Below are 20,991 nucleotides of genomic sequence, written 5' to 3' on the forward strand. Positions count from 1 at the left end.
AACTCGCCAGCCTTGAACCCTTAGCCAGGGGTGGCTGGGGCCCGAGCCTCGCCTTTTTCAAACACCTTCTCGGTAATTAGGCGTGACCCCTGCTTGCGGGTGAGGTAGTTGGCTACCCACTGGGTCATCACCACGAGCTTGTTGTCAAACTCAATTAAGTAAAAAATGTGCACAAACAGCCACACAAACCAGGCAAAGAAGCCGGTGAGCTTGGCCCAGGGTAGGTTGACGACGGCGGCATGACGACCAATCACTGCCAGGCTGCCGGTGTCTTTGTACTCAAAGGGAGGCAGGGTGTCGTTTCTGAGCTGCTTCTGAATGAGTTTGGCTACGTATTTGCCTTCCTGCATGGCGACGGGGGCTACTCCCGGCAGGGGGCGATCGCCCTGGTGGGCGAAGTGGGCCAGATCGCCCACCACAAAGATGTTGGGGTAGGTAGGCAGGCTGAGGTCGTTGTTGACGATGACTCGGCCTGAGCGATCGCGCTCTGCCCCAGTGCTCGCAGCCAAAATACCGCCCATACCGGGGTCGCGCACACCAGCTGCCCAGAGCACGGTGCCCGCTTGGAGAGTGGTAACCTCATCCCCCTGCTTGAGGGTGATCTGGTGACCTGAAATATCGGTTACTAAAGACTGGGTCAGCACCTCGACACCCATTTTCTCGAGGTCGGTGTTGGCGCGGGTCGACAGCTCAGGCGGGAAGGGCGGCAGCACCCGATCCATGCCCTCGATCAAGAGAATGCGGCTATCGGTGGTGTCAATGTGGCGAAAGTCGTTGGGCAGGGTGTGAAAAGCCAGCTCAGCGAGCGCTCCGGCTAGCTCTACCCCAGTAGGGCCGCCGCCCACAATCACAAAGGTGAGCAGGGTTTGTCTAAGCTCGGGGTCAGCGGTGTTCTCGGCTTTCTCAAAGGCAGCAAAGATGCGTCGCCGCATTTCTAAAGCATCTTCTACGGTTTTGAGACCGGGGGCTACCTCAGCCCAGTCGTCGCGGCCAAAGTAAAAGTGGCTCATCCCTGTGGCCACAATCAGGCTGTCGTAGGGCACAATGCGGCCATCGGCGAGGCTGACCACCTGCGCGCCAGGGTCGACATTGGTGACCTCCCCCATCAGCACCCGCGTATTCTTTTGGGCGCTGAGGATGCCGCGCAGGGGGGAGGCAATGTCTCCAGGGGAGAGGCCACCGGTGGCCACCTGGTACAGCAGCGGCTGAAACAGGTGGAAGTTGCGCTTATCGATTAGGGTGACTTCCACGTCGGCGCGACCGAGCTGCTGGGCGGCGTAGAGACCACCAAAGCCGCCGCCAATAATCACCACCTGATGCTTGCCGGGGGTGACGGGCGGCACCTCAACGGTGGGAGAAGCGTCTTCGCGGGCTGTGTCTTGGGCCCTAGCGGCTTGATCGGAGCGTGAGACAGTCTGCATGACAATACCAGGGAAGCAGGTTGTTACTTTTCGTTATAAAGCAGGATACCGTTAAATACTGTGCGCTGTGCTATATCCGTGCAGCTTCATGTAGCCTGTCCAAGATTGTGACAAGTTGAGGCTGAGGGGTTTCGATCGCAGGGGCCGGGCTGATAAATTAAAAGATCTGATTTTTGTTGGCCCTACTCGATCAATCTGGACAATATCGCGTTTGGACTGCGGTAAGAGGGCTAAAATTTGGGGAGCTTTTCTGCACCTCGACGATGGGGCAAGAGAGGCCGACCTCGCGATCGCAGGGAGACAAGACATACGGCTATGACGCTGATCGTACAGAAATATGGCGGCACCTCTGTTGGCACCGTGGAGCGCATTCAGGCGGTGGCCCAACGGGTCAGAGCCACGGTAGAGGCAGGACACTCAGTGGTGGTGGTGGTCTCGGCCATGGGCAAAACCACCGACGATCTGGTGAAGCTCGCCAGCGAGATTACCGATCAGCCCAGCCGCCGCGAAATGGATATGCTGCTCTCCACTGGTGAGCAGGTGACTATTGCCTTGCTGACCATGGCTCTGCACGCTCTGGGTCAAGAGGCCATTTCCCTCACCGGAGCCCAAGTGGGCATTGTCACCGAGGCCGAGCACACCCGTGCCCGCATTCTAAAAATCAAAACCGATCGCCTCAAGCGCCACATTGACGAAGGCAAGGTGGTCGTAGTGGCTGGGTTTCAGGGCATTAGTCAAACCTCAGATCTAGAGATCACCACCCTAGGACGGGGCGGGTCTGACACCTCGGCAGTGGCCCTGGCGGCGGCGCTTCAGGCCGAAAAGTGCGAAATCTATACCGATGTGCCGGGCATTCTCACCACCGACCCGCGCCTGGTGCCCGAGGCCCAGCTGATGGATGAGATTACCAGCGATGAAATGCTGGAGCTGGCCAGTCTGGGGGCCAAGGTGCTGCACCCCCGAGCGGTAGAAATTGCCCGCAACTACGGCGTCACCCTGGTGGTGCGATCGAGCTGGACCGATGAGCCAGGCACCCGCGTAATTTCTCCGCGACCTCAACCCCGACCCCTAGAGGGGCTAGAGCTAGCCCAGCCGGTGGATGCTGTGGAGTTTGACACCGACCAGGCCAAGGTGGCGCTGCTGCGCATTCCCGATCGCCCCGGCATTGCCGCTCGACTGTTTGGCGAACTGGCCACCCAGTCGCTGAATGTAGATTTGATCATTCAGTCTATCCACGAGGGCAATACCAACGACATTGCCTTCACCATGGTCAGGGCGAACTTGAACCGGGCGGAGGCGGTGGCCGAGGCTATTGCTCCAGCGCTGCGTAGCAACCCCACCGACACCACCCAGGCGGAGGTGATGATTGACCAGCGTATGGCCAAAATTAGCATCGCCGGGGCGGGCATGATTGGTCGCCCTGGGGTGGCCGCTAAGATGTTCTCCTCCCTAGCCGCAGCGGGGATCAACATTCAGCTAATTTCAACCTCAGAGGTAAAGGTTAGCTGCACGATCGATGTAGCAGACTGCGATCGCGCCATTGCGGTCCTCTGTGGTGCCTTTGAGGTCACCTCGTCTCCTATGCCCCAGGGCGCATCGCCCACGGCTGTCGAGGCCCCGGTGGTGCGCGGCGCGGCCCTAGATACCAAGCAGGCTCGGGTAGCCATCCGCCACGTGCCCGACCGCCCTGGGATGGCGGCCCACATCTTTCAGCTGCTGGCCACCCACGGGGTCAGTGTAGACATGATTATTCAGTCGCAGCGCTGTCGTCTGGTGCAGGGGCAGGCCACCCGCGATATTGCCTTTACTGTGGCACAGGGTGACGCCCAGACCGCGAAGATTGTGGTGGAGTCGGCTGCTACCGAGCTAGGCCTGGGAGATGTGGCGGTGGATGAAGCGATCGCCAAAGTCAGCGTCGTCGGCACTGGCATGATCTATGCCCCTGGCGTCGCCGCGCGCATGTTCAAAGCGCTCTCAGAGCAGGGCATAAATCTGCAAATGATTGCTACCTCAGAGATCAAAATCAGCTGCGTAGTGGCGGAAGATGAGGGCGTTACGGCCTTGCGGGCGGTGCACAACGCCTTTGGCCTAGCGGGGTTAGAGCGCACGGTAGTGCCTGCCTAAGAATGTTGCCTGATCCCAAGCCGTTTTGGCAGCACCTTTTGGGTCACAGATACCGAGCTGAGTGGGTAGTTTCTCTAGGAGCAGAATTGGGTTTGTTGATGCTTGTGAAGCAGGGCTTTGCGAACAGCGCTTCCCCCAAAAACCTGTGTGCTTGGGGAACCCACGGCAAACTATCTGGCAGCGCTCCCTAGGGATTGCCTTGACCGCAGTTTAGTTAAATACTAAAAAACACCGATGCTTACAGCGGTGCTAGTCCCCTAAGGGGGGCAAAAGTATAGCTTTCACAAAAGGCTGGCACAACCGAGGGGTGCTAAACCTTGCTAGGAACCACTTTCTTAGCACCGACAGGCTGAATGCGGAACTTGACCAGGTTGGCCAACTCTTGCAGTTGGTGAATAGCCTCAGCCCCTTCCAGCTTCATCAGCTCGCGGTCATCGCGCATTTCTGTCCAGGTGATGCCGTAGTCGGACACCAAAAAGCGAATCAGATGGTCATCGCCCAGGCTCACCATAAAGGAGGCGCTGTTCATTTGGCCACCACAGGTGTAGCAGGAGGCTAAATAGCCCATTTCCTCAAGCACGGTAGCCAGTGCTTGCAGGTTCATAACCAGATCTCTAACAAATTGACGGTGCTGCTCGGCTAGTCTGACAAACATAACGACACTCCTCGTTACCCATAGAAATTGTAGCCCAAAAATTAATTAATTCTTAAGATACTAAATATGTTGCTCGACTTCTGGTTAAGCAATCTATCCATCTTAGCGACCCTGACGTAGATCTGCCCTCCTCGACACTAAATCTATTTCTCACTGGCTGTCATATCCCCGCAGACATAGGCTGCGAAAGCATCTTGTAGATTGTGAAAACTTGAGAACTTGTGCGTTCTAACGTGAAGGCGGGCCGTAGCGGTGGTTGAAAATGTACTTTGCATAGGGTAGATAGTAAATTGAGCCCCCACGGTAGCCGTCACAACTAAATGATGGTTTCTGGCGATAATGTCATGCAACGTTATAAATCTGCCGTGGCTAAGCTTGAGGGTTTGATGCCCCAAGTGTGGTCTTCTGCCAGCTTCAAGGTGGTTTGGTGATAGTCGACTAGCGATTCGCGGTGGCCGACACTGATGAATGTGGTGCCGCTGTGGTGCAGGTGATCGTAAAGCTTGGCTTCGTTGGCCAAATCGAGGGCGCTGGTGGCCTCGTCAAGAATGGCAAATTCGGGCTGGCTGACCAAAATGCGGGCGAAGGTGAGACGCTGCTGTTCGCCTAGGGAGAGCACGTCGCCCCATTCTTCTACGGCATCAAAGCCGCCAAAGCGCTCGGCTAAATTCGCTAAATTGACCTTCTCTAGAGCAGTTTGGAGGTCGGTATCGCCGACCGCTTGGCTGGTGTTGGGGTAAAGCAGCTGATCTCGCAGCGTGCCGAGAATCATGTAGGGCTTTTGGGGCAAAAAGAGAATGTTGTCTAGCTCGGGGCGGTAGATCGTACCGCTGCCGGAATTCCAGAGACCGGCGATCGCCCGCAACAGCGAACTCTTGCCGCAGCCGCTTGGCCCCACAATTAGCAGCCCGGTTTTGTCAGGGATATCTATAGAGAGATTTTCGACCAGGATGCGCTGGTAGTTGGGGGTTTGCAGGGTGAACTGCTTCAGCGCCAGGGAAGCGGAGGTTTCAATGGCGATCGTGGGATGGTCTACGGATTCTGAAGGGTCTTCCGCTGTGGGATGGTCTATGGATGCTGATGGCTCTGCTGCTACTTCAGCCTCAGGCTCTAAGTGGTTGAGGGCTTCGGCAAAGCTGTAGAGGCGATCGATGCCCGCCCCAAAGGAGGTCAGTTCTGAGAACCGGGCCACCACGACGTTGAGGGAAAAGAACACCCGCACAAAGGCGCCCTGGGCCTCGGAAACCTTGCCCACTTCGAGATCGCCAGAAAACACCGCCGGGGCCACCACGATCGCCGGCAGCACAAAGGGAATAAACTCGTAGGCGTTGGTCAGGGCGTTGAGATTGAGTTCCCAGACGATCAGCTTTTTGAAGTTGTCAAAGGCGGCCATGAAGCGGTTGTTCACCTGGCTGGCTTCCTGGGCTTCGCCTCGGTAAAAGGCGATCGCTTCGGCGTTTTCACGAATTCGCACCAGGCTAAAGCGAAAGTTGGCCTCCCGTTTCAGCTGCTCAAAGTTGAGCCGCACTAGGGGCTGACCAAAGATTACTACCGTCACCAGGGTGCCCAGCAGGGCGTAGAGCACCAGAAAGCCCACTAGGTTTTTGGAGATGCCCCACAGCACGCCACTGAAAGCGATCACTTGTAAGACAGAGCTAACGACGACTAACAGCAGCGCTAGAGACTGCTGGGTGAAGTTCTTCACATCCTCAGCAATCCGCTGATCGGGGTTGTCGATGTCGGGGTGGAACTGCTGGATGTCGTAGAAGGCGCGATCGCCAAAGTAGTCAGCTACAAACCGCCCGGTCAGCCAGCGTCGCCACTCTAGCCCCAGGCGCTTTTGCAGGTAGTCGTAGCCCGCCATCAGCGGCGCGTAGGCCACCAGCACGCCAACAAACACCAACACCGTCTCCCAAAAGCGGGCCTCGTCTTTGGCCGAGAGGGCTGAGATCAGCACGCCGCGCTTGTTGTTGAGCACCACGCTGAGGCCGGTGTAGCCCAGCAGAAACACCGCAATCAGCAGCAGCAGGCCTCCGGCTTTCCACTTCTCGTCGCCAAACCAGTAGGACTTGGCGATCGCCCAAAACCGTCTGAACCCCTTCAGGTTAAATCGTTCCATGCCGGTGCAAAATCTCCCGCCGCGCTAAGGGTGCTTTGGGGATCTTACAAAAGTTAAACCTTTTGTGCCGGGCTACTGAGCTGTCAATGCCCCCATTTTGCCGCTTTGGTAGTCGGTTACAGCCTGGTAGATTTCTGCAGAGGTGTTCATCACAAAGGGGCCGTGGCCGACGATGGGCTCGTCGATGGGGGAACCCGAGAGCAGCAGGGCCTTGGTGTCTTGCAGGCAGTCGAGGATGAGGGTGGTGTGGGCGCGATCGCAGATGCCGATCTCCGCTTCAGAAATCGGCTCCGACCCGCCGATGCGCACCGATCCCTTCAGCACCACCAGTAGGGTAGTGTGGCCCTCGGGCAGTTCAAGAGTCACCTGTTTACCACCGCTCAGTCGCAGATCCCACATATTGATTGGGGTAAAGGTCTGGGCTGGCCCCTGGGCGTTTTGAAATTCTCCAGCAATTATCCGCAGGCTGCCCTGGCCATTGGGTAGCTCGACGGTGGGAATGCGATCGCTTGTAATGCCCTGGTATCGGGGCGTAGACATCTTGTCTTCGGCGGGCAAATTCACCCACAGCTGCACCATTTCAAAGGGACCGCCCTGCTGAGCGAAGTTTGGCCCGTGAAATTCTTCATGCACTAAGCCCGCCGCTGCCGTCATCCACTGCACATCTCCAGGGCCGATGATGCCGCCGCCCCCAGCCGAGTCGCGGTGCTCGACCTCGCCGTCGTAGACAATGGTGACGGTCTCAAAGCCCCGGTGGGGGTGTTCGCCCACGCCACGCCGGGCAGTGGTCGGCGAAAACTCGGCTGGCCCGGCATAGTCGAGCAGCAAAAAGGGGCTAATGGTTTGACCCAGACCGTTGTAGGCCATTAGCGTCCGTACCGGAAAGCCGTCGCCCACCCAGTGGCGACCTTGGGCTCGCTGAATGCTGCGCAGGGTTTTGGCGGTGCTGGGCTGATTGAGGGTCGGCATAATGGCGGTCTTGCTTGGCTGAGGACGGTTACAGGAGCTGGTTGAGATTGTCGTAAAGGGTTGCGATCTCACAGGTAAACCCAATACTGACAAATTCAACAATGCTTCCTATTTGATAATTGTAGGGAATCCACAGGTTGTCTGACTTACGCTGAAATCGCTCGACCAACACCTGCTTTTGGTGAATGAGAACGTACTCTTCAAAGGCGGGGTTCGATTTGTAGTCAGCAAACTTATCTCCCCGGTCAAAGGCCTCCGTTGAATCTGACAAAACTTCGATGATGAGCTTGGGATGTACAACGAAGTCTTCATCAGAGCGGAGGTCGCGAGCATCGCAGGTAACCGCTAGGTCAGGATAGTAGAACACATTTAAAGCGGGCAGCCTCACCTTCATATCTGTGGCGTAGGCAATGCAATCGGTGCCGCGCAGGTGATTGACCACTAGTGCCGAGAGATTGCCCGTAATAATTACATGGGCTTTGCTAGCGCCAGCCATAGCCACCATCTGGCCCTGCAGGTACTCGTGCTTGATAGGGCTGATGTGCTCAATCTGAAGGTATTCTTCAGCAGTAAAGTAGGCGTGGCTTTTGCTAACGGTCATAGTTGAGACTTATATCGCTAGCGGCAGGTATTATCTCCGGCTCCCTATTGATGATAGCGATGTTCTGCTTCGGCATTTTTGACCAACTTCTAAAGCCCGTAGAATTGCCACTGTCCCATAGGGTCTTTAGCGTTGAGAGAACTATCTGTCCATGATTTACATTGGTTTTAGTCATGGGCTAAACCTGTGACAGCAATGTCTCTTGCAAAACTCGCTACTGCCAATGACGACGATCGCCCGCCGCCAACCCAAAATCATGGCTCTGCTGACGGCGCTGGGGGTAACCCTGATCGCCCGGCCGCTGGCTTCTCAAACGTTGCCCCTGCCCGATCACCTAGTTCCGTTGACCTCAGCGGAGGGTCAAAGGCTGCTGCGAGACAGTGATGCCCTGGCGGATTATGTACCGCTGACGAGCCAGTTTGTGACCCAGGTTAACCAGGCCTTTTGCGGGGTGGCGAGCACGGTGATGGTGCTCAACGCACTGGGGGTTCCGGCTCCGTTGGCCCCAGAGTGGGAGCGGAATTACTTCACCCAGGAGAATGTGTTTAACGAGCAGACCGAGGCGATTATTGCTAGGGATGCGATCGCCCGTCAGGGCCTCACTTTGGCAGAACTTGCAGGCATTCTCGAAGCCTATCCCGTTAGCGCTGAAATTCACCACGGTAGCGATGTGAGTTTGGATGAGTTTCGCCAGCTGATTCGCACCAATTTGGAAACCCCCGGCAGCTACGTGCTGATCAATTATCTGCGCCGGGCGATCGGTCAAGAAAGCGGTGGCCACATTTCGCCCATTGCTGCCTACGATGCCGATACCGACCAATTTTTGATTTTGGATGTGTCGCGCTACAAATATCCTCCGGTATGGGTGCAGGCTGAGACCCTGTGGGAGTCCACCAACACGGTAGATTCGGTGTCGGGCAAGACGCGGGGATTTTTGCTGATTGAGGCGCGCTAGTCGGTCAGCGATCGCGCCACCGCCCTGTGCTTCTCCAGCACCACTGGCAGATCTAGCGACAGCAATCCCTCGGGGTTTAGCACCTCTCTGCCGTGGATAAAGCTGTAGTCGACGCGATCGATGGTGCAGAAAATTAGCGCGGCAACGGGGTCGTAGGCGGTGCCCGACAGCCCCAGGCGATCGAGATCCACAGTAATGAAATCGGCCGCCATGCCGGGGGCGAGGTGGCCAATGTCGGTGCGACCCAGCACTTTAGCCCCACCGCGAGTAGCAATTTCTAACGCTTCACGGGCGGTCAGAGCCCCGGCATCTTCTTCGCGCACGCGGGCCATGAGAAAGGCTTGACGCGCTTCGGCCAGCAGGTGGCTACCGTCGTTGGAGGCTGACCCATCGACCCCCAAGCCCACGGGCACATTGTGGTCGAGCAGCTGGCGCAGGGGGGCCATACCGCTGGCCAGTCGCATGTTGCTACAGGGGCAGTGGGCCACCCCGGTACCGGTCTGGCCAAAGCTGTGGATGGCCTTGTCGTCGAGCTTGACGCAGTGGGCGTGCCACACATCTTCCCCCAGCCAGCCCACTGAGGCGGCGTAGTCGCCGGGGGTGAGACCAAAGGTGTCGAGGCTGTAGGTGACGTCGGAGCTGTTTTCAGCCAGGTGGGTGTGCAGCCGCACACCGGGGTACGACCGGGCCAGGGCGGCCGACTCGCGCATCAGCTCCGTCGAGACGCTGAAGGGCGAGCAGGGAGCCAGGGTAATACGCACCAGGGCGTAGGGGGCGTTGTCGTGGTACTGCTCAATCAGCCGCTGGGAGTCTTTAAGAATGTCGGCTTCGGCCTCCACGATCGCGTCGGGGGGCAGGCCGCCCTTGCTTTCGCCCACGCTCATGCTGCCCCGGCTGGCGTGGAACCGCAGCCCGGTCTGGCGCACTGCTTCGATTTCGTCATCCAGGGTGCAGTTGTTGGGGAAGAGGTAGAGGTGGTCGCTAGCAGTGGTGCAGCCCGAGTAGATCAGCTCGGCAGCGGCCACCTGGGCGCTGAGTGCGATCGCCTCAGGGGTGAGCTGCTGCCACAGCGGGTAGAGGGCGCTGAGCCAGTCAAACAGTGACGAGTTTTGCGCTCCCGGCACCACCCGGGTGAGGGTCTGAAAAAAGTGGTGGTGAGTGTTGACCAGGCCGGGCAGCACCAGGTGGCGATCGCCCAGATCCAGCACCCGATCGGCTGTCTGGGGAAGTTCTTCATTAGTACCCACCTGCTCAATCACGTGGTCGCGAATGAACAGCGCCCCCGAGTGAATCTCCTGCCGCTGGTCATCCATAGTGACCAGGGTGTGAATGTTCTTGACTAGAAGAGTTGGCACGGTGAGCAGCCTTGCAGCGCAGTATTAGCAGCGGACTATAGCAGGTCGTTCGCTAAAGCTAATGTTTTCCCTTATGCAAAAACAGATTTTGAACGGTTGTAGCAGGATCAACGACCCCAGCCTAAGACAGCCCGATAAATTTCTGAAATAGCTTTACCTTGTCGCCGTAGGGGGGGTAGCGCCAGTCCATTTCCATCCAGAAGGGCTTTTTGAGCACGCTCTTGAGGTGTGAGAAAGTATTGAAACTGTGCTGACCGTGGTAGCTGCCGACGCCGCTGCTGCCGACGCCGCCAAAGGGTAAATCCCAGATGGCGATCTGCAAAATCACGTCGTTGATGCACATCGAGCCCGCCGTGGTGCGGTCGAGCACCTGTTCCTGCACCTGGCGATCGCGCGTAAATAGATACAGTGCCAGGGGCTTAGGCTGCTGGTTGACAGCGGCGATCGCATCCCCCAAATCCTTGTAGGTGAGAATTGGCAGAATGGGGCCAAAGATCTCCTCCTGCATAATCGAATCATCCCAGCTGATGCCGTCGATTAGAGTGGGGGCGATGTAGCGATCACTGCGCTCGTGCTGCCCCCCAGCGAGAATATTGCCCTGGTTCAGTAGGCCCACCAGGCGATCGAACTGACGATCGTTGACCACCCGCGAAAGGTCGGGGCTGGTGGCGGGGTCATCCCCGTAGCAGGCCTGAATGCGCTGCTGGAGCGCGGCTACCAGCCCGTCCTTAACCCGCTCATCGACGAGCAGATAGTCGGGGGCCACGCAGGTTTGCCCCGCATTGAGAAATTTGCCCCAGACGATGCGCCGGGCCGCAACCTCCAGGTTGACATCGGCATCGATAATGCAGGGGCTTTTGCCGCCTAGCTCCAGGGTGACTGGCGTGAGATGCTGGGCCGCAGCCTGCATCACAATCTTGCCGATTCGCTCGCTGCCGGTAAAAAAGATGTGGTCAAATTTTTCGGCCAGTAGTGCCTGGGCAGTGTCGATGCCGCCTTCTACCAGAGCCACGTAGGCAGGGTCAAAGGTGTCTGCTATCAGCCGAGCCAGCACCTTAGATGTGGCTGGGGCCAACTCTGAGGGTTTGAGCATGGCGCAGTTGCCGGCGGCGATCGCTCCCATCAGCGGCGACACGATCAGCTGAAACGGGTAGTTCCAGGGAGCGATAATCAGTGCTACCCCCAGGGGCTCGGGTTGAACCCAGGCAGCGCCGGGCAGCTGGCTCAGGGGCAGCGAGGCCTTGCGGGGCTTGACCCAGCGGGGCAGATGCTTGATCACATGATCCAACTCGCTGATGGTGCCAACCTCAAAGTAGCCCTCAAACTCAGGGCGGCCTAGGTCTTGCCTAGCCGCATCAATAATGTCTGCCTGATAGGTAACGATCGCCGCTCGCAGCGCTTTGAGCTGGGCGAGGCGAAAGTCGAGGCCGCGAGTAGCCCCGGTGGCCCAGTAGGCCCGCTGGCGTTGTAGTAGGTCGGCAACAGGAGTGGTGGCGGCAACGGTAGTCATGGTTAACCTCTGGCAGGGGGGCTGGTTTCGGAGCTAACTCATCTGCTCTATCCTACTAGAGAGCCAACCTAAGGATTTGAACGTTCCATCATGCCGAGATCAGTTTTTCGCCTTGTCTTTGGGGTTGCTCTGGTTATGATGACTCTGCTGGGCAATGCGTACCCCAGCGCTGCTGTTTCTTTGGATGATGGCCCGATGGGAGTACTACCGTTTATGGGTGGTTTGGCAGGTAAGCGCCCCACAAACTTAGGCGTCAAAGACGGTAAGCTGTCCCCCTGTCCCGACACCCCCAACTGTGTGGTCAGCGAGAGCGATGCCAATCCAGAACATGCGATCGCGCCCTTGGCCTACAGTGGCGACCCGGCCCAAGCCATGGCTCTGCTAGAGGCTGTGGTCAACGCCATGTCTCGCACGACAATTATTGAGAAAACCGATCGCTACCTCTACGCCGAGTTCACCAGCAAGCTGATGGGCTTTGTGGACGATGTGGAGTTTTACCTCGACCCGTCTACGCCCGTCATTCAGGTGCGATCGGCGTCGCGCCTCGGCAAGTCTGATTTGGGGGTAAACCGCCAGCGTATAGAGACCATTCGCCAAGCCCTAACCTCAGCGTCGGTTGTTGAGTAGACCATCGCTCTAACCGCCTGCCAAAACGATTTCCCTGACCTAGGCCAGGGAAATCGTTTTGGTATATCTTCCGGACTGAAGAGCTAAAGGAAGATCGAATTTAGTCTTTAAAGATGGCGTTCTCAAGCTGCTGAAGGGCCACTTCTAGGTCGTCGTTGACGATTTGCTCGTCAAATTCTGAGGCGGCATCAATCTCAACCAGTGCCCGCTGAAGCCGCCGCTGGATGGCATCGTCGGCATCTTTCCCCCGCAGGCGAATGCGACTTTCTAGCTCTTCTAATGAGGGGGGCAGCACAAACAGCTGTAGCGCATGGGGAAAGGTTTTGCGCACCTGGCGAGCGCCCTCTAGCTCAATTTCTAAAATCACCCACTGGCCGGCTTCGATCTCTTTGATCACCGGGGTCTTAGGAGTGCCATAGAGGTTGCCCGCAAACTCGGCCCACTCCAGCAGTTCTCCCTGCTCTACCATGGTGCGAAATTCGTCGCGGCTGACGAAGTAGTAGTCTTGGCCATTGATCTCGCCGGGGCGGGGCGATCGCGTGGTGGCCGACACCGACAGCTTCAGCGCCGGATAGCGGTGGCGCAGCGCCCGCAGCAGCGTCCCTTTGCCTACCCCGCTAGGCCCCGTAAACACGATCAGCCGACCCCGACGCGGGGCAAGTTCGGTCTCGGTGGCTCGGCTGAGGGTCTCTGGGCTGAGGGTCTCTAGGGGTGCTGGAGTGCTGACGGTCATGGCGGCGGTGTATAGCTAAGATTTTCTATTCTAGTCAACCTAGAGCCTGGGGAAAGGCCAAATTCCAGATGACTTTAGACCGTCGGTAGATCAAACAGCACGGTGGTCATGTAGCGTTCGGCCCAGGCGTCGCCAAAGGCTTTTTCGAGCACTCGCCGGGTTTTGTCGTTCTTTTGCTGCTGCTCACAGTAGTGGCGCTGACCGGCCACAATGCTCTCGATCTGGGCTGGGGTTGCTGGTGTGGCGATCGCCTGTTGGCAGTGCAGAGCTAGATAGGTGGCAATCAGATCGATAAAAGCTGTTTCCTCCTCGGAGCCGGCCGGGCGAATAAATCGACAGTAGGGCGAAAAAATGGTGCCCCAACCCGGCAGGTCGCGCTCCTCGCTAAAGCTTTGAGCCGGCAGCGCCTCTAAAACAGCGGTATAGCCCGCCGGCAGGACATTGCCCACGGGCGACAGATCGACAATCGCAGCGCTAATTTGCCCGCGCCCGCCCACCAGGTCACAGCCAAACATGGGCAGGGCATACTCAGGTCGGGGAAACATCACGCAGTGCAAAATGTCTAAGTTGTTGCCCACGCGGGCCAGCTCCAGGTGCAGCTTGCGAAACTGGGGGGTCTGATAGCACTGGTTTTCAATGGTGAGCCGTTCGCCCTCTAGGCGGCCCTCAATGTAGCCGAGATCCTCCGGCAGGTGGTAGGGCGATAGGTCGAGATACTGCCGCCAGGTGGCTTCAATGCGATCGGCTAGGCCCCGAATCATCGGGTGCTGCTGGTCGCGCAGGGAGATTGGAGTTGGGGCTACCATGACACCCGAAGAAACAGCAATAAGTATTTAGCATACCAGTCGCAGTCAGGATACTAGAGCTCTCCGTTACTATAGCCAGCTACAATTTGGCCACGGGCGTCGTTAACTGCATAAGGTGCCATTACCGTGAAGCTCATCGACTGGATCAACCTGGCTGCTCTGGGCATTGTCCTCGTCATTGTTTGGCAGTTTCGCCAGATCGTTTTACTGATCTTTGCAGCAGTGGTAATTACCATTGCGCTCAACAGCCTGGTGCGATTTTTCTCACGGGTATACGGCTGGCCGCGCGATCGCGCCGTGTTGGTCACTGGGGCGCTGGTGCTGTTGGGCGGCGTGGTTTTTTTGGGCTTAGTGCTGCCCCTGTTTATCAACCAGTTTCAAGAACTGCTACTGCTGACGCCCAGAGGGTTTGAGCAACTGGGGGGATGGTTTGATGCCTTCCAGGAGAACCCGCCTGAATGGTTTCCTGAGCAAGATTTGCGGGTGCTTCCGGCCCTGCCCGACCTGCTGCGTCAGGTGGCTTCCATCGGCTCAACGGTGTTTGGCAACTTTCTGACGTTTTTCTCCAGCTCTGTGGCGATTGTGCTCCAGCTGCTGCTGCTAGCCGTGCTGACGCTGATGATGCTGGCTAACCCCCCTGCCTACCGCAGACTGCTACTGCGCCTGTTTCCGTCGAGCTACCGTCGCCGGGCCGACGAAATTTTGACGAAGTGCGAGCATTCGCTCATGTTCTGGCTGGGTGGGGTGGCGCTGAGCTCAATTTTTGTAGCCACAATCAGCTTCACCGGTCTGGTGCTGCTGGGGGTGCCCTACGCCTTTGCCCACGCGGTGCTGGCTGGAGTGTTTAACTTTATTCCTAATCTAGGGCCGACCCTAAGCGCGGTGTTTCCGGTGTTTGTGGCGCTTCTCCAGTCGCCGGGTAAAGCGCTAGCCGTTGTTGTGCTCTACGTGCTGATTCAAAACGTTGAGAGCTACTGGTTTTCGCCAATGGTGATGCAGAAGCAGGTGTCACTACTGCCCGCTGCTACCCTGGTGTCTCAAATCTTTTTTGCTACTTTCCTAGGCCCCGTGGGGCTGGTGTTAGCTCTGCCCCTGGCGGTGGTCTGCAAGACCTGGATTGAAGAAGCCTGGATTATCGACGTGCTCGATCGCCCCAGAGGCAGTGCGGCTGAGCCCCTATCTAGGTCGGCCGAAGGCCTAGAACCGATTGCGGAACCTTTGGCCTCTGAGGATGTCTAGGTCAACTAACTTGATTCAACTTGAGCTTGAGTTCAACTAGGTGTTTCCATAAACATCCTCCCGCCCCAAATTTCTCATAGGCCGAACCGCCCTAAGTGTTGGGGAGGCTACAGTTGCTAGCGGAAGTATAATTTAAGACATCAGGGTCGATCCCCTCAGGCTGGCAACGGTAGAGACTTGTCAGCCTGAGGGGATCTTCATAGACTAGCTAGGAACTGCTGCGGAGAGACCTACGTCTCGCCATTGACGGGTGTACGTAGACAAGCAGGCCTTGTCTATGGCTATACCTGCTTCCTTAAAATCTATATAAATCCATATTGACAGCCCTATGCTGAGCGTTATTATCCCGGCCTACAACGCTGCAACCACGATTGCAGACCAGCTAGATGCCCTATCCCAACAGGTATTTGCTGGACCTTGGGAGATTGTAGTTGGCGACAATGGCTCGACCGACGGCACCCTAGATGTAGTGCAGCGCTACCAGCAAACCATGCCCCACCTCAAGGTAGTTGATGCCTCGGCTCGCCGGGGGGCTGCCCACGCTCGCAACATGGCCTGCGCCCAGGCCCAGGGCGACGCGCTGTTGTTCTGTGACGCTGACGATGCAGTCGCCCCCGGCTGGCTGGCGGCGATGGCAGCAGCTTTAGAACAGCACGACCTGGTCTGCGGTCGGCGCGAGATGGCGCAGCTCAACAATCGCAACGAATTTTCTGCTGCGCTGACCAGCATTGAGGGCACCGGAAAGCTCTACCATCCGTTTCGGCCCTTTGGCTCAGCCAGCAACCTGGCGGTTAAGCGGGTGCACCACGAGGCAGTGAGTGGGTTTGACGGGCAGTTTTTGGCCTTGCAAGATATCGACTATTGCTGGCGCATCCAAGCGCTGGGGGTGACGCTGCACGAAGTCAAAGATGCGGTGGTGAATTTTCGCTTTCGGGGCGATGTCAGGTCCAACTTTCGGCGGTTGAAAAAATTTGGCTACTACTCTGCCCGGCTATACCGCAAGCACTGGGCCTATGGCTTTCCAAAAGGGATGCTGTTCAAGTGTTTTCTGTCGCTGCCGCTGGTGCCGGTGAAGTTTGTGGTGCGGGTGCGCGATCGCCCCACACTCTTTCTTTGGTTTCTCAACCTGGGCTGGAGCTTAGGCTACTGGCACAGCTGGCTTGACATGGCGAAGGAGGCGGTGGTGGCCCAGCTCGGTCGTGGTAAGGCCGATCCGGAGCTGTCTGCGGGCTAGGACTGTTATTCAGCAAAAAGGGATTGGGGTTCAATAACATCCCAATCCCTTTTTGTTTAAACCTCAGCTAGCAAATCTGGGCCTAGGCGTCGTCTAGGGCAGCGATGCCGGGCAGCTCTTTGCCTTCGAGCAGCTCTAGGCTAGCGCCGCCGCCGGTGGAGATGTGGCTCATTTTCTCAGCCATGCCCACTTTCTCGACCGCAGCCACTGAGTCGCCGCCGCCAATGATGGTGGTAACGCCCTGGCCGGTGAGTTCGGCTAGGGTATGGGCGATCGCCTCGGTACCCGCCGCAAACTTGTCGAACTCAAACACGCCCATGGGGCCGTTCCAGATCACTGACTTGCATTGCTTCAGCGCGTCTTGGAACACCTTGATCGAGTCGGGGCCAATGTCGAGACCCATCCAGCCGTCGGGGATGGCGTCAACGCTGGTGGTTTGAGCATTGGCGTCGGGGGCGAAGTTGTCGGCCAGCACCACGTCGGTGGGCAGCAGCAGGTCAACGCCCTTTTCCTTGGCCTTGGCTTCTAGAGCTTTGGCTAGTTCCAGCTTGTCTTCTTCGACCAGCGACTTGCCCACGTTGAGGCCTCGCGCCTTATAAAAGGTGAAAATCATGCCGCCGCCGATCAGCAGCTTGTCGACCTTGTCGAGCAGGGTCTCAATCACGCCAATTTTGCTGGAGACCTTGGAACCGCCGATGATCGCCGCCAAAGGCTTTTGGGGATTCTCGATCGCCGCTTGCAGATACTGAAGCTCTTTCTCAATCAGGTAGCCGGCCACGGAGGGGCTGAGGTATTTGGTCACGCCCTCAGTGGAAGCGTGGGCCCGGTGGGCGGTGCCGAAAGCATCGTTCACATAGAGGTCGGCGTTGGCGGCGAGCTGCTTAGCAAACTCAGGGTCGTTGGCCTCTTCGCCTGCGTAGAAGCGCACGTTTTCGAGCAGAGCCACCTGGCCGTTTTCCATCGCGCCCACGGCGGCGGCAACTTCGTCACCGATGCAGTCATCGCACTTGATCACCTCTTGACCCAGCAGCTCGCTCAGGCGCTTGGCTACGGGGGTGAGGCGCATGCTCTCAACCACCTGGGCCTTAGGGCGACCAAAGTGGCTGGTGAGAATCACCTTGGCCCCCTTGCCAGTGAGGTCTTGGATAGTGGGCAGGGCAGCCCGAATGCGGGTGTCGTCAGTAATCGCACCCTGGTCATCGAGGGGCACGTTGAAATCGGCCCGCACCAGTACCCGCTTGCCCGAAAGGTCGGCTGCCGTCAGGCTTGCCACCGATTTTTTAACCACGCTATTACCTCCTAAAACGGTTTAAGACTCTGTATTTATTACGTTATGCAGCGCACGGGTGGCGGCGGCCCCAACCTTGACTAAGGTAGATTTGAGGGAGCGGTGCAGCCCAGGTGCTGTGTCTGTCGTAATGTTTACCTATTGCCGCCCTCATTTTACCGGAGTGTGAGTTCCCTTCGATACGCCATGTTCAAGACGGTTTTATTTCCCATCGACATGAGTTCTGAGGCGCAGCAGGCGGCTCCCAAAGTTGCAGAACTGGTTAAAACCCACCAGAGTCGCCTAGTTTTGCTGTCGGTCGTCGAACCGAAGGTGGATGCGAGTCAGCCTTCGGCCCAGTCATCCCCCGAGGCGGTGGCTAAGCTGCTAGGGCAGGCTAAGGCTCTATTTGCCGCTCAATCGATTGATACCGAAGTGCTGGAGCGGGAAGGTCAACCGGCCTTTGTGATCTGCGATGTGGCTGATGAGCTCAACGCCGACCTGATCGTGATGGGCTGTCGCGGTGTAGGCCTGATCGAAGACGTGCAGGACGAAAGCGTGACCACGCGGGTGATTAATTTATCGCCCTGCCCGGTGCTGATTATTCCCTAGGGGAAGAGGTGGATGGGTAGGCGGGTGAATGGGTGGATGGGTAGGCCAAGCGCCACAATCCCGATAGCACATAGGGGCATTGCCAGCGTGTAGGGTGGGCACTGCCCACCAAAATCTCCTTTTACCTTGGCCCACCTATCCCCGTAGACCTCAGAAAAACTCTCCCAGCCCTAGCTCCTGACGGACGATCGCCAGCGGCTTGTCCCAATTGAGTTCGGGCGGGTAGGCGATCGCCGCCCGCCCCCTGACCCCCATGCGCAAGCCGCGCCATATTGCTCGCAGCAGTGGCACCGTCCACAGCGGGTTGGTCAAGCTCAACGGCACGAAGGAGAGCACAAACACGTTCAGCAGATCGCGGTACTGCACCAGGGTGTAGGCGGCCACGCCAAATTCGCCAATGGGTGAGGCATCAAAGCCGGTGTAGATGTGATAGATGTCGTGGCTGATGGCGGTGCGCTGGCGCAGCCATTCGCTATTGGCCTCGTCGGTCATAAATGCTTCAGGATTAAACCCGTAGCGGATCATATGACGGGCGTAGGCACCACCTAAAGTGTCGGGCGGTAGCTGCACTAGGGCATTGAGATCGACTGAAATGGTGCGATAGGCCAGGTGAGTTGCTTGCTGCTCCAGGCGGTGCTCGACCCAACGCTGCCATTGGCTATGGCGTCCAGCCGCGAGAATGTGTAGGATGCCCGCGGCAGGGTCACCCAAGAAGGCTCGGTAGGCAGCTCTCAGCTCTGACCAGTTGATGCCGCTTAGGGGCGATCGCGGGCGTTGACGATGGGAGTATGGTTGAATTCGGCTAACCATGACGTTTCTCCAGTGAGGAAAGGATGTGAACAAATGCGATCGCAGACAAGGGCGCTCGCCCAGAACAGACATAATGAGAATGCAATTGAGTGAATATGCAACTTTTTGCATTTCCGATGACCCAATACTATGTGCACTTAAGTGCATAGTCAATATTTTGCATATTTAGTTTTGCAACGTTCTCTATGGCCCTTTCCCACGCAATTCTCTCGGCCCTCACCGATCGCCCCTGTAGTGGCTACGATCTGGCTAAGCAGTTTGACGGCTCGGTGGGTTTCTTCTGGCACGCCAGCCACCAGCAGATCTATCGCGAGTTGACCAAGTTGGAGCAGCAGGGGTTGGTCACTGCCGAAGCGATCGCCCAGGCGGGCAAACCCGATAAAAAGATCTACTGCGTCACCGCAGCGGGCAAGACCCAGCTCAAGGAGTGGATTGCCCAGCCTGCCAAATGTGTACCGACCAAAGATGATCTGCTGGTCAAGCTCTTTGTGGGCTACCTAGTGCCGCCCGATACCATGGGGGCTACCCTTGAGCATGAGCGTGCCCAGCATGTGGCGACGCTGGCAGCCTATCGAGATATTGAGCAAAAATACTTCTCCCAGCCTGAGGCCATGCCCTTAGCGGCGCGCTTCCAGTACATCACTCTGCGTAACGGCATCCACTACGAAACCAGCTGGCTCACCTGGTGCGATGAAACCCTGGCCACCCTCAGCACCCTTCCCACTGAGGATGCCCCCCCGCCCTGGGTGGAACCCTGTGAAGAACCCCACGCCTAGCTCCTTCCCCAAGGGATTCACGGAGGTAAGGGAAGCCGATTTCCGGAATAGGTTTATTCTCAATAGGGGCGTCGCTGGGAAATGAGCTGCATTATGCGCCCTACGATCGCTAAAGAACTTTTCCCCATCTTCCCCATCACTTCCTCACCTCCTCCATCTCCCCTAACCCCTTACCCCTCCCCCCACTCCCCCATGTCCACCCCCGAAATCCAGTGGTATCCCGGCCATATCGCCAAGGCAGAAAAAGCCCTGGTCGATCAGCTCAACCGCGTGGATGTGGTGCTCGAGGTGCGCGATGCCCGCATTCCGGTATCGACGCGGCACCCCAAGGTTGACGCCTGGGTGGGTGAGAAACCTCGGGTATTGGTGATCAACCGGGTCGATATGATTTCATCGGAGGCCCGCACCGCCTGGGAAACCTGGTTTCGTCAGCAGGGGGAGGTGCCCTACTTCACCGATGGTCAGCAGGGTAAGGGGGTGAAGGCGATCGCAAAAGCCGCCCAGACCGCTGGTGAGGCCGTCAACCAGCGCCGCCAGGCTCGCGGTATGAAGCCCCGCCCCATCCGCGCCGTGGTGATTGGCTTTCCCAACGTGGGTAAATCGGCGCTGATCAATCGCCTGCTGAACCGCAAGGTGGTGGCCAGCGCCCGCAAAGCCGGAGTCACCCGCCAGCTACGGTGGGTGCGTCTGTCGGGCGATCTCGACCTGCTCGATGCGCCAGGCGTCATCCCTTCTCGCATGGATGACCAGGCCGCTGCCCTAAAGCTAGCTATCTGTGACGACATTGGCGAAGCCTCCTACGATACCCAGCGCACCGCTGCCGCGTTTCTAGATGTGCTCAAAGGCTTGCAGCAGGCAGGCTTCCCAGACGATTACCGCGACAGTTTGCAGTCCCGCTACGGCCTGACGCTAGATGACTGCACCGGGGAAGACTTTGTGGTTCAGGTGGCGACCCAAAAATTTCAGGACAATGTGGAACGCACGGCTAAGCGTATTCTCAACGACTTTCGGACTGGGCTACTGGGGCCGTGGGTGCTGGAGTGGCCTCCAGTTTGAGACCGTAAGGTTCTCACCCTGAGACTGACCGAAGTTATGGCAACTGACAGTGACCCTTAAAACTTAAAAAGAGGCAAATTAGCTAACCTTAGACTAAAGAAACTGGTTGAGAGGTTAACCAC

Annotated in this window: 19 protein-coding genes; 8 read left to right on the plus strand and 11 right to left on the minus strand. The window is 57.6% G+C overall.

The window, feature by feature from the left end:
- Positions 1–20: 20 nt before the first annotated feature.
- Entirely contained in the window at positions 21–1,421 is a 1,401-nt protein-coding gene (locus H6F75_RS11365; RefSeq protein WP_190752215.1) for an NAD(P)/FAD-dependent oxidoreductase, read from the minus strand.
- Between the two features lie 315 nt (positions 1,422–1,736).
- Here H6F75_RS11365 and H6F75_RS11370 point away from each other — a divergent pair, with 315 nt between their 5' ends.
- On the plus strand, positions 1,737–3,545 hold the full coding sequence (locus tag H6F75_RS11370) for an aspartate kinase (RefSeq protein WP_190752216.1): 1,809 nt from the start codon (positions 1,737–1,739) through the stop codon (positions 3,543–3,545).
- A gap of 310 nt (positions 3,546–3,855) precedes the next feature.
- Here H6F75_RS11370 and H6F75_RS11375 read toward each other — a convergent pair whose 3' ends face one another.
- From H6F75_RS11375 to H6F75_RS11390, 4 genes are all read right to left on the minus strand, one after another.
- Entirely contained in the window at positions 3,856–4,200 is a 345-nt protein-coding gene (locus tag H6F75_RS11375; RefSeq protein ID WP_190628339.1) for a DUF1815 family protein, read from the minus strand.
- Between the two features lie 352 nt (positions 4,201–4,552).
- Positions 4,553–6,319, minus strand: coding sequence for an ABC transporter ATP-binding protein/permease (locus H6F75_RS11380; RefSeq protein WP_190752218.1), 1,767 nt, complete (start codon positions 6,317–6,319; stop codon positions 4,553–4,555).
- A 72-nt stretch (positions 6,320–6,391) separates the two neighbouring features.
- Positions 6,392–7,288, minus strand: coding sequence for a pirin family protein (locus H6F75_RS11385; protein ID WP_190752220.1), 897 nt, complete (start codon positions 7,286–7,288; stop codon positions 6,392–6,394).
- 28 nt (positions 7,289–7,316) lie between these two features.
- Positions 7,317–7,889: a Uma2 family endonuclease gene (locus tag H6F75_RS11390; protein WP_190752222.1), complete on the minus strand. Its 573-nt coding sequence runs from the start codon at positions 7,887–7,889 to the stop codon at positions 7,317–7,319.
- Positions 7,890–8,112: 223 nt separating this feature from the next.
- Here H6F75_RS11390 and H6F75_RS11395 point away from each other — a divergent pair, with 223 nt between their 5' ends.
- Positions 8,113–8,844, plus strand: coding sequence for a phytochelatin synthase family protein (locus H6F75_RS11395; RefSeq protein WP_242019885.1), 732 nt, complete (start codon positions 8,113–8,115; stop codon positions 8,842–8,844).
- Here H6F75_RS11395 and H6F75_RS11400 read toward each other — a convergent pair.
- Positions 8,841–10,199 carry an 8-oxoguanine deaminase gene (locus tag H6F75_RS11400; protein ID WP_190752224.1) on the minus strand — a complete coding sequence of 453 codons (1,359 nt, stop codon included), beginning with the start codon at positions 10,197–10,199 and terminating at the stop codon, positions 8,841–8,843. The genes H6F75_RS11395 and H6F75_RS11400 overlap by 4 nt on opposite strands.
- 121 nt (positions 10,200–10,320) lie before the next feature.
- Entirely contained in the window at positions 10,321–11,709 is a 1,389-nt protein-coding gene (locus tag H6F75_RS11405; RefSeq protein ID WP_190752226.1) for an aldehyde dehydrogenase, read from the minus strand.
- Positions 11,710–11,799: 90 nt separating this feature from the next.
- On the opposite strand from H6F75_RS11405, the gene H6F75_RS11410 reads away from it, so the two are divergent.
- Positions 11,800–12,336: a DUF1499 domain-containing protein gene (locus tag H6F75_RS11410; protein ID WP_242019886.1), complete on the plus strand. Its 537-nt coding sequence runs from the start codon at positions 11,800–11,802 to the stop codon at positions 12,334–12,336.
- Positions 12,337–12,436: 100 nt separating this feature from the next.
- Here the strand turns inward: H6F75_RS11410 and gmk are convergent, their stop codons facing one another.
- A complete protein-coding gene (gene gmk, locus H6F75_RS11415; protein ID WP_190752228.1) occupies positions 12,437–13,069 on the minus strand; it encodes a guanylate kinase in 633 nt (210 codons plus the stop codon).
- A gap of 74 nt (positions 13,070–13,143) precedes the next feature.
- Positions 13,144–13,875 (minus strand): phycocyanobilin:ferredoxin oxidoreductase, encoded by a 732-nt coding sequence (locus H6F75_RS11420; protein WP_190752230.1) that lies wholly within the window; start codon positions 13,873–13,875, stop codon positions 13,144–13,146.
- Between the two features lie 126 nt (positions 13,876–14,001).
- Here H6F75_RS11420 and H6F75_RS11425 point away from each other — a divergent pair, with 126 nt between their 5' ends.
- Both H6F75_RS11425 and H6F75_RS11430 read left to right on the plus strand, forming a co-directional pair.
- Positions 14,002–15,114, plus strand: a complete 1,113-nt coding sequence (locus H6F75_RS11425) for an AI-2E family transporter (protein WP_190752232.1) — start codon at positions 14,002–14,004, stop codon at positions 15,112–15,114.
- A gap of 328 nt (positions 15,115–15,442) precedes the next feature.
- The gene (locus H6F75_RS11430) at positions 15,443–16,348 is read left to right on the plus strand and encodes a glycosyltransferase (protein WP_190752234.1); all 906 of its coding nucleotides are present in this window, start codon (positions 15,443–15,445) and stop codon (positions 16,346–16,348) included.
- A gap of 82 nt (positions 16,349–16,430) precedes the next feature.
- Here the strand turns inward: H6F75_RS11430 and H6F75_RS11435 are convergent, their stop codons facing one another.
- Positions 16,431–17,636 (minus strand): phosphoglycerate kinase, encoded by a 1,206-nt coding sequence (locus tag H6F75_RS11435; RefSeq protein WP_190752236.1) that lies wholly within the window; start codon positions 17,634–17,636, stop codon positions 16,431–16,433.
- A 186-nt stretch (positions 17,637–17,822) separates the two neighbouring features.
- Between H6F75_RS11435 and H6F75_RS11440 the strand changes: the two genes are divergently transcribed.
- Positions 17,823–18,227, plus strand: coding sequence for a universal stress protein (locus H6F75_RS11440; RefSeq protein WP_190752308.1), 405 nt, complete (start codon positions 17,823–17,825; stop codon positions 18,225–18,227).
- A 150-nt stretch (positions 18,228–18,377) separates the two neighbouring features.
- On the opposite strand, the gene H6F75_RS11445 is transcribed toward H6F75_RS11440, so the two are convergent.
- Complete coding sequence (locus H6F75_RS11445) at positions 18,378–19,037, minus strand: Coq4 family protein (RefSeq protein WP_190752238.1); 660 nt, start codon at positions 19,035–19,037, stop codon at positions 18,378–18,380.
- Between the two features lie 185 nt (positions 19,038–19,222).
- On the opposite strand from H6F75_RS11445, the gene H6F75_RS11450 reads away from it, so the two are divergent.
- The gene (locus H6F75_RS11450) at positions 19,223–19,813 is read left to right on the plus strand and encodes a PadR family transcriptional regulator (protein ID WP_190752239.1); all 591 of its coding nucleotides are present in this window, start codon (positions 19,223–19,225) and stop codon (positions 19,811–19,813) included.
- A gap of 192 nt (positions 19,814–20,005) precedes the next feature.
- A complete protein-coding gene (ylqF, locus tag H6F75_RS11455) occupies positions 20,006–20,869 on the plus strand; it encodes a ribosome biogenesis GTPase YlqF (RefSeq protein WP_190752241.1) in 864 nt (287 codons plus the stop codon).
- Positions 20,870–20,991: the final 122 nt, after the last annotated feature.

Origin of the sequence: Nodosilinea sp. FACHB-131, from assembly GCF_014695395.1 — a bacterium.
Lineage (GTDB): Bacteria > Cyanobacteriota > Cyanobacteriia > Phormidesmidales > Phormidesmidaceae > Nodosilinea.

Bases quoted from the DNA above. Each gene is read 5' to 3' on its own strand.
- H6F75_RS11365 (WP_190752215.1), bottom strand. From the start codon at position 1,421: ATGCAGACTGTCTCACGCTCCGATCAAGCCGCTAGGGCCCAAGACACA.
- H6F75_RS11370 (WP_190752216.1), top strand. From the start codon at position 1,737: ATGACGCTGATCGTACAGAAATATGGCGGCACCTCTGTTGGCACCGTG.
- H6F75_RS11375 (WP_190628339.1), bottom strand. From the start codon at position 4,200: ATGTTTGTCAGACTAGCCGAGCAGCACCGTCAATTTGTTAGAGATCTG.
- H6F75_RS11380 (WP_190752218.1), bottom strand. From the start codon at position 6,319: ATGGAACGATTTAACCTGAAGGGGTTCAGACGGTTTTGGGCGATCGCC.
- H6F75_RS11385 (WP_190752220.1), bottom strand. From the start codon at position 7,288: ATGCCGACCCTCAATCAGCCCAGCACCGCCAAAACCCTGCGCAGCATT.
- H6F75_RS11390 (WP_190752222.1), bottom strand. From the start codon at position 7,889: ATGACCGTTAGCAAAAGCCACGCCTACTTTACTGCTGAAGAATACCTT.
- H6F75_RS11395 (WP_242019885.1), top strand. From the start codon at position 8,113: ATGACGACGATCGCCCGCCGCCAACCCAAAATCATGGCTCTGCTGACG.
- H6F75_RS11405 (WP_190752226.1), bottom strand. From the start codon at position 11,709: ATGACTACCGTTGCCGCCACCACTCCTGTTGCCGACCTACTACAACGC.
- H6F75_RS11410 (WP_242019886.1), top strand. From the start codon at position 11,800: ATGCCGAGATCAGTTTTTCGCCTTGTCTTTGGGGTTGCTCTGGTTATG.
- gmk (WP_190752228.1), bottom strand. From the start codon at position 13,069: ATGACCGTCAGCACTCCAGCACCCCTAGAGACCCTCAGCCCAGAGACC.
- H6F75_RS11420 (WP_190752230.1), bottom strand. From the start codon at position 13,875: ATGGTAGCCCCAACTCCAATCTCCCTGCGCGACCAGCAGCACCCGATG.
- H6F75_RS11430 (WP_190752234.1), top strand. From the start codon at position 15,443: ATGCTGAGCGTTATTATCCCGGCCTACAACGCTGCAACCACGATTGCA.
- H6F75_RS11440 (WP_190752308.1), top strand. From the start codon at position 17,823: ATGTTCAAGACGGTTTTATTTCCCATCGACATGAGTTCTGAGGCGCAG.
- H6F75_RS11445 (WP_190752238.1), bottom strand. From the start codon at position 19,037: ATGGTTAGCCGAATTCAACCATACTCCCATCGTCAACGCCCGCGATCG.
- H6F75_RS11450 (WP_190752239.1), top strand. From the start codon at position 19,223: ATGGCCCTTTCCCACGCAATTCTCTCGGCCCTCACCGATCGCCCCTGT.
- ylqF (WP_190752241.1), top strand. From the start codon at position 20,006: ATGTCCACCCCCGAAATCCAGTGGTATCCCGGCCATATCGCCAAGGCA.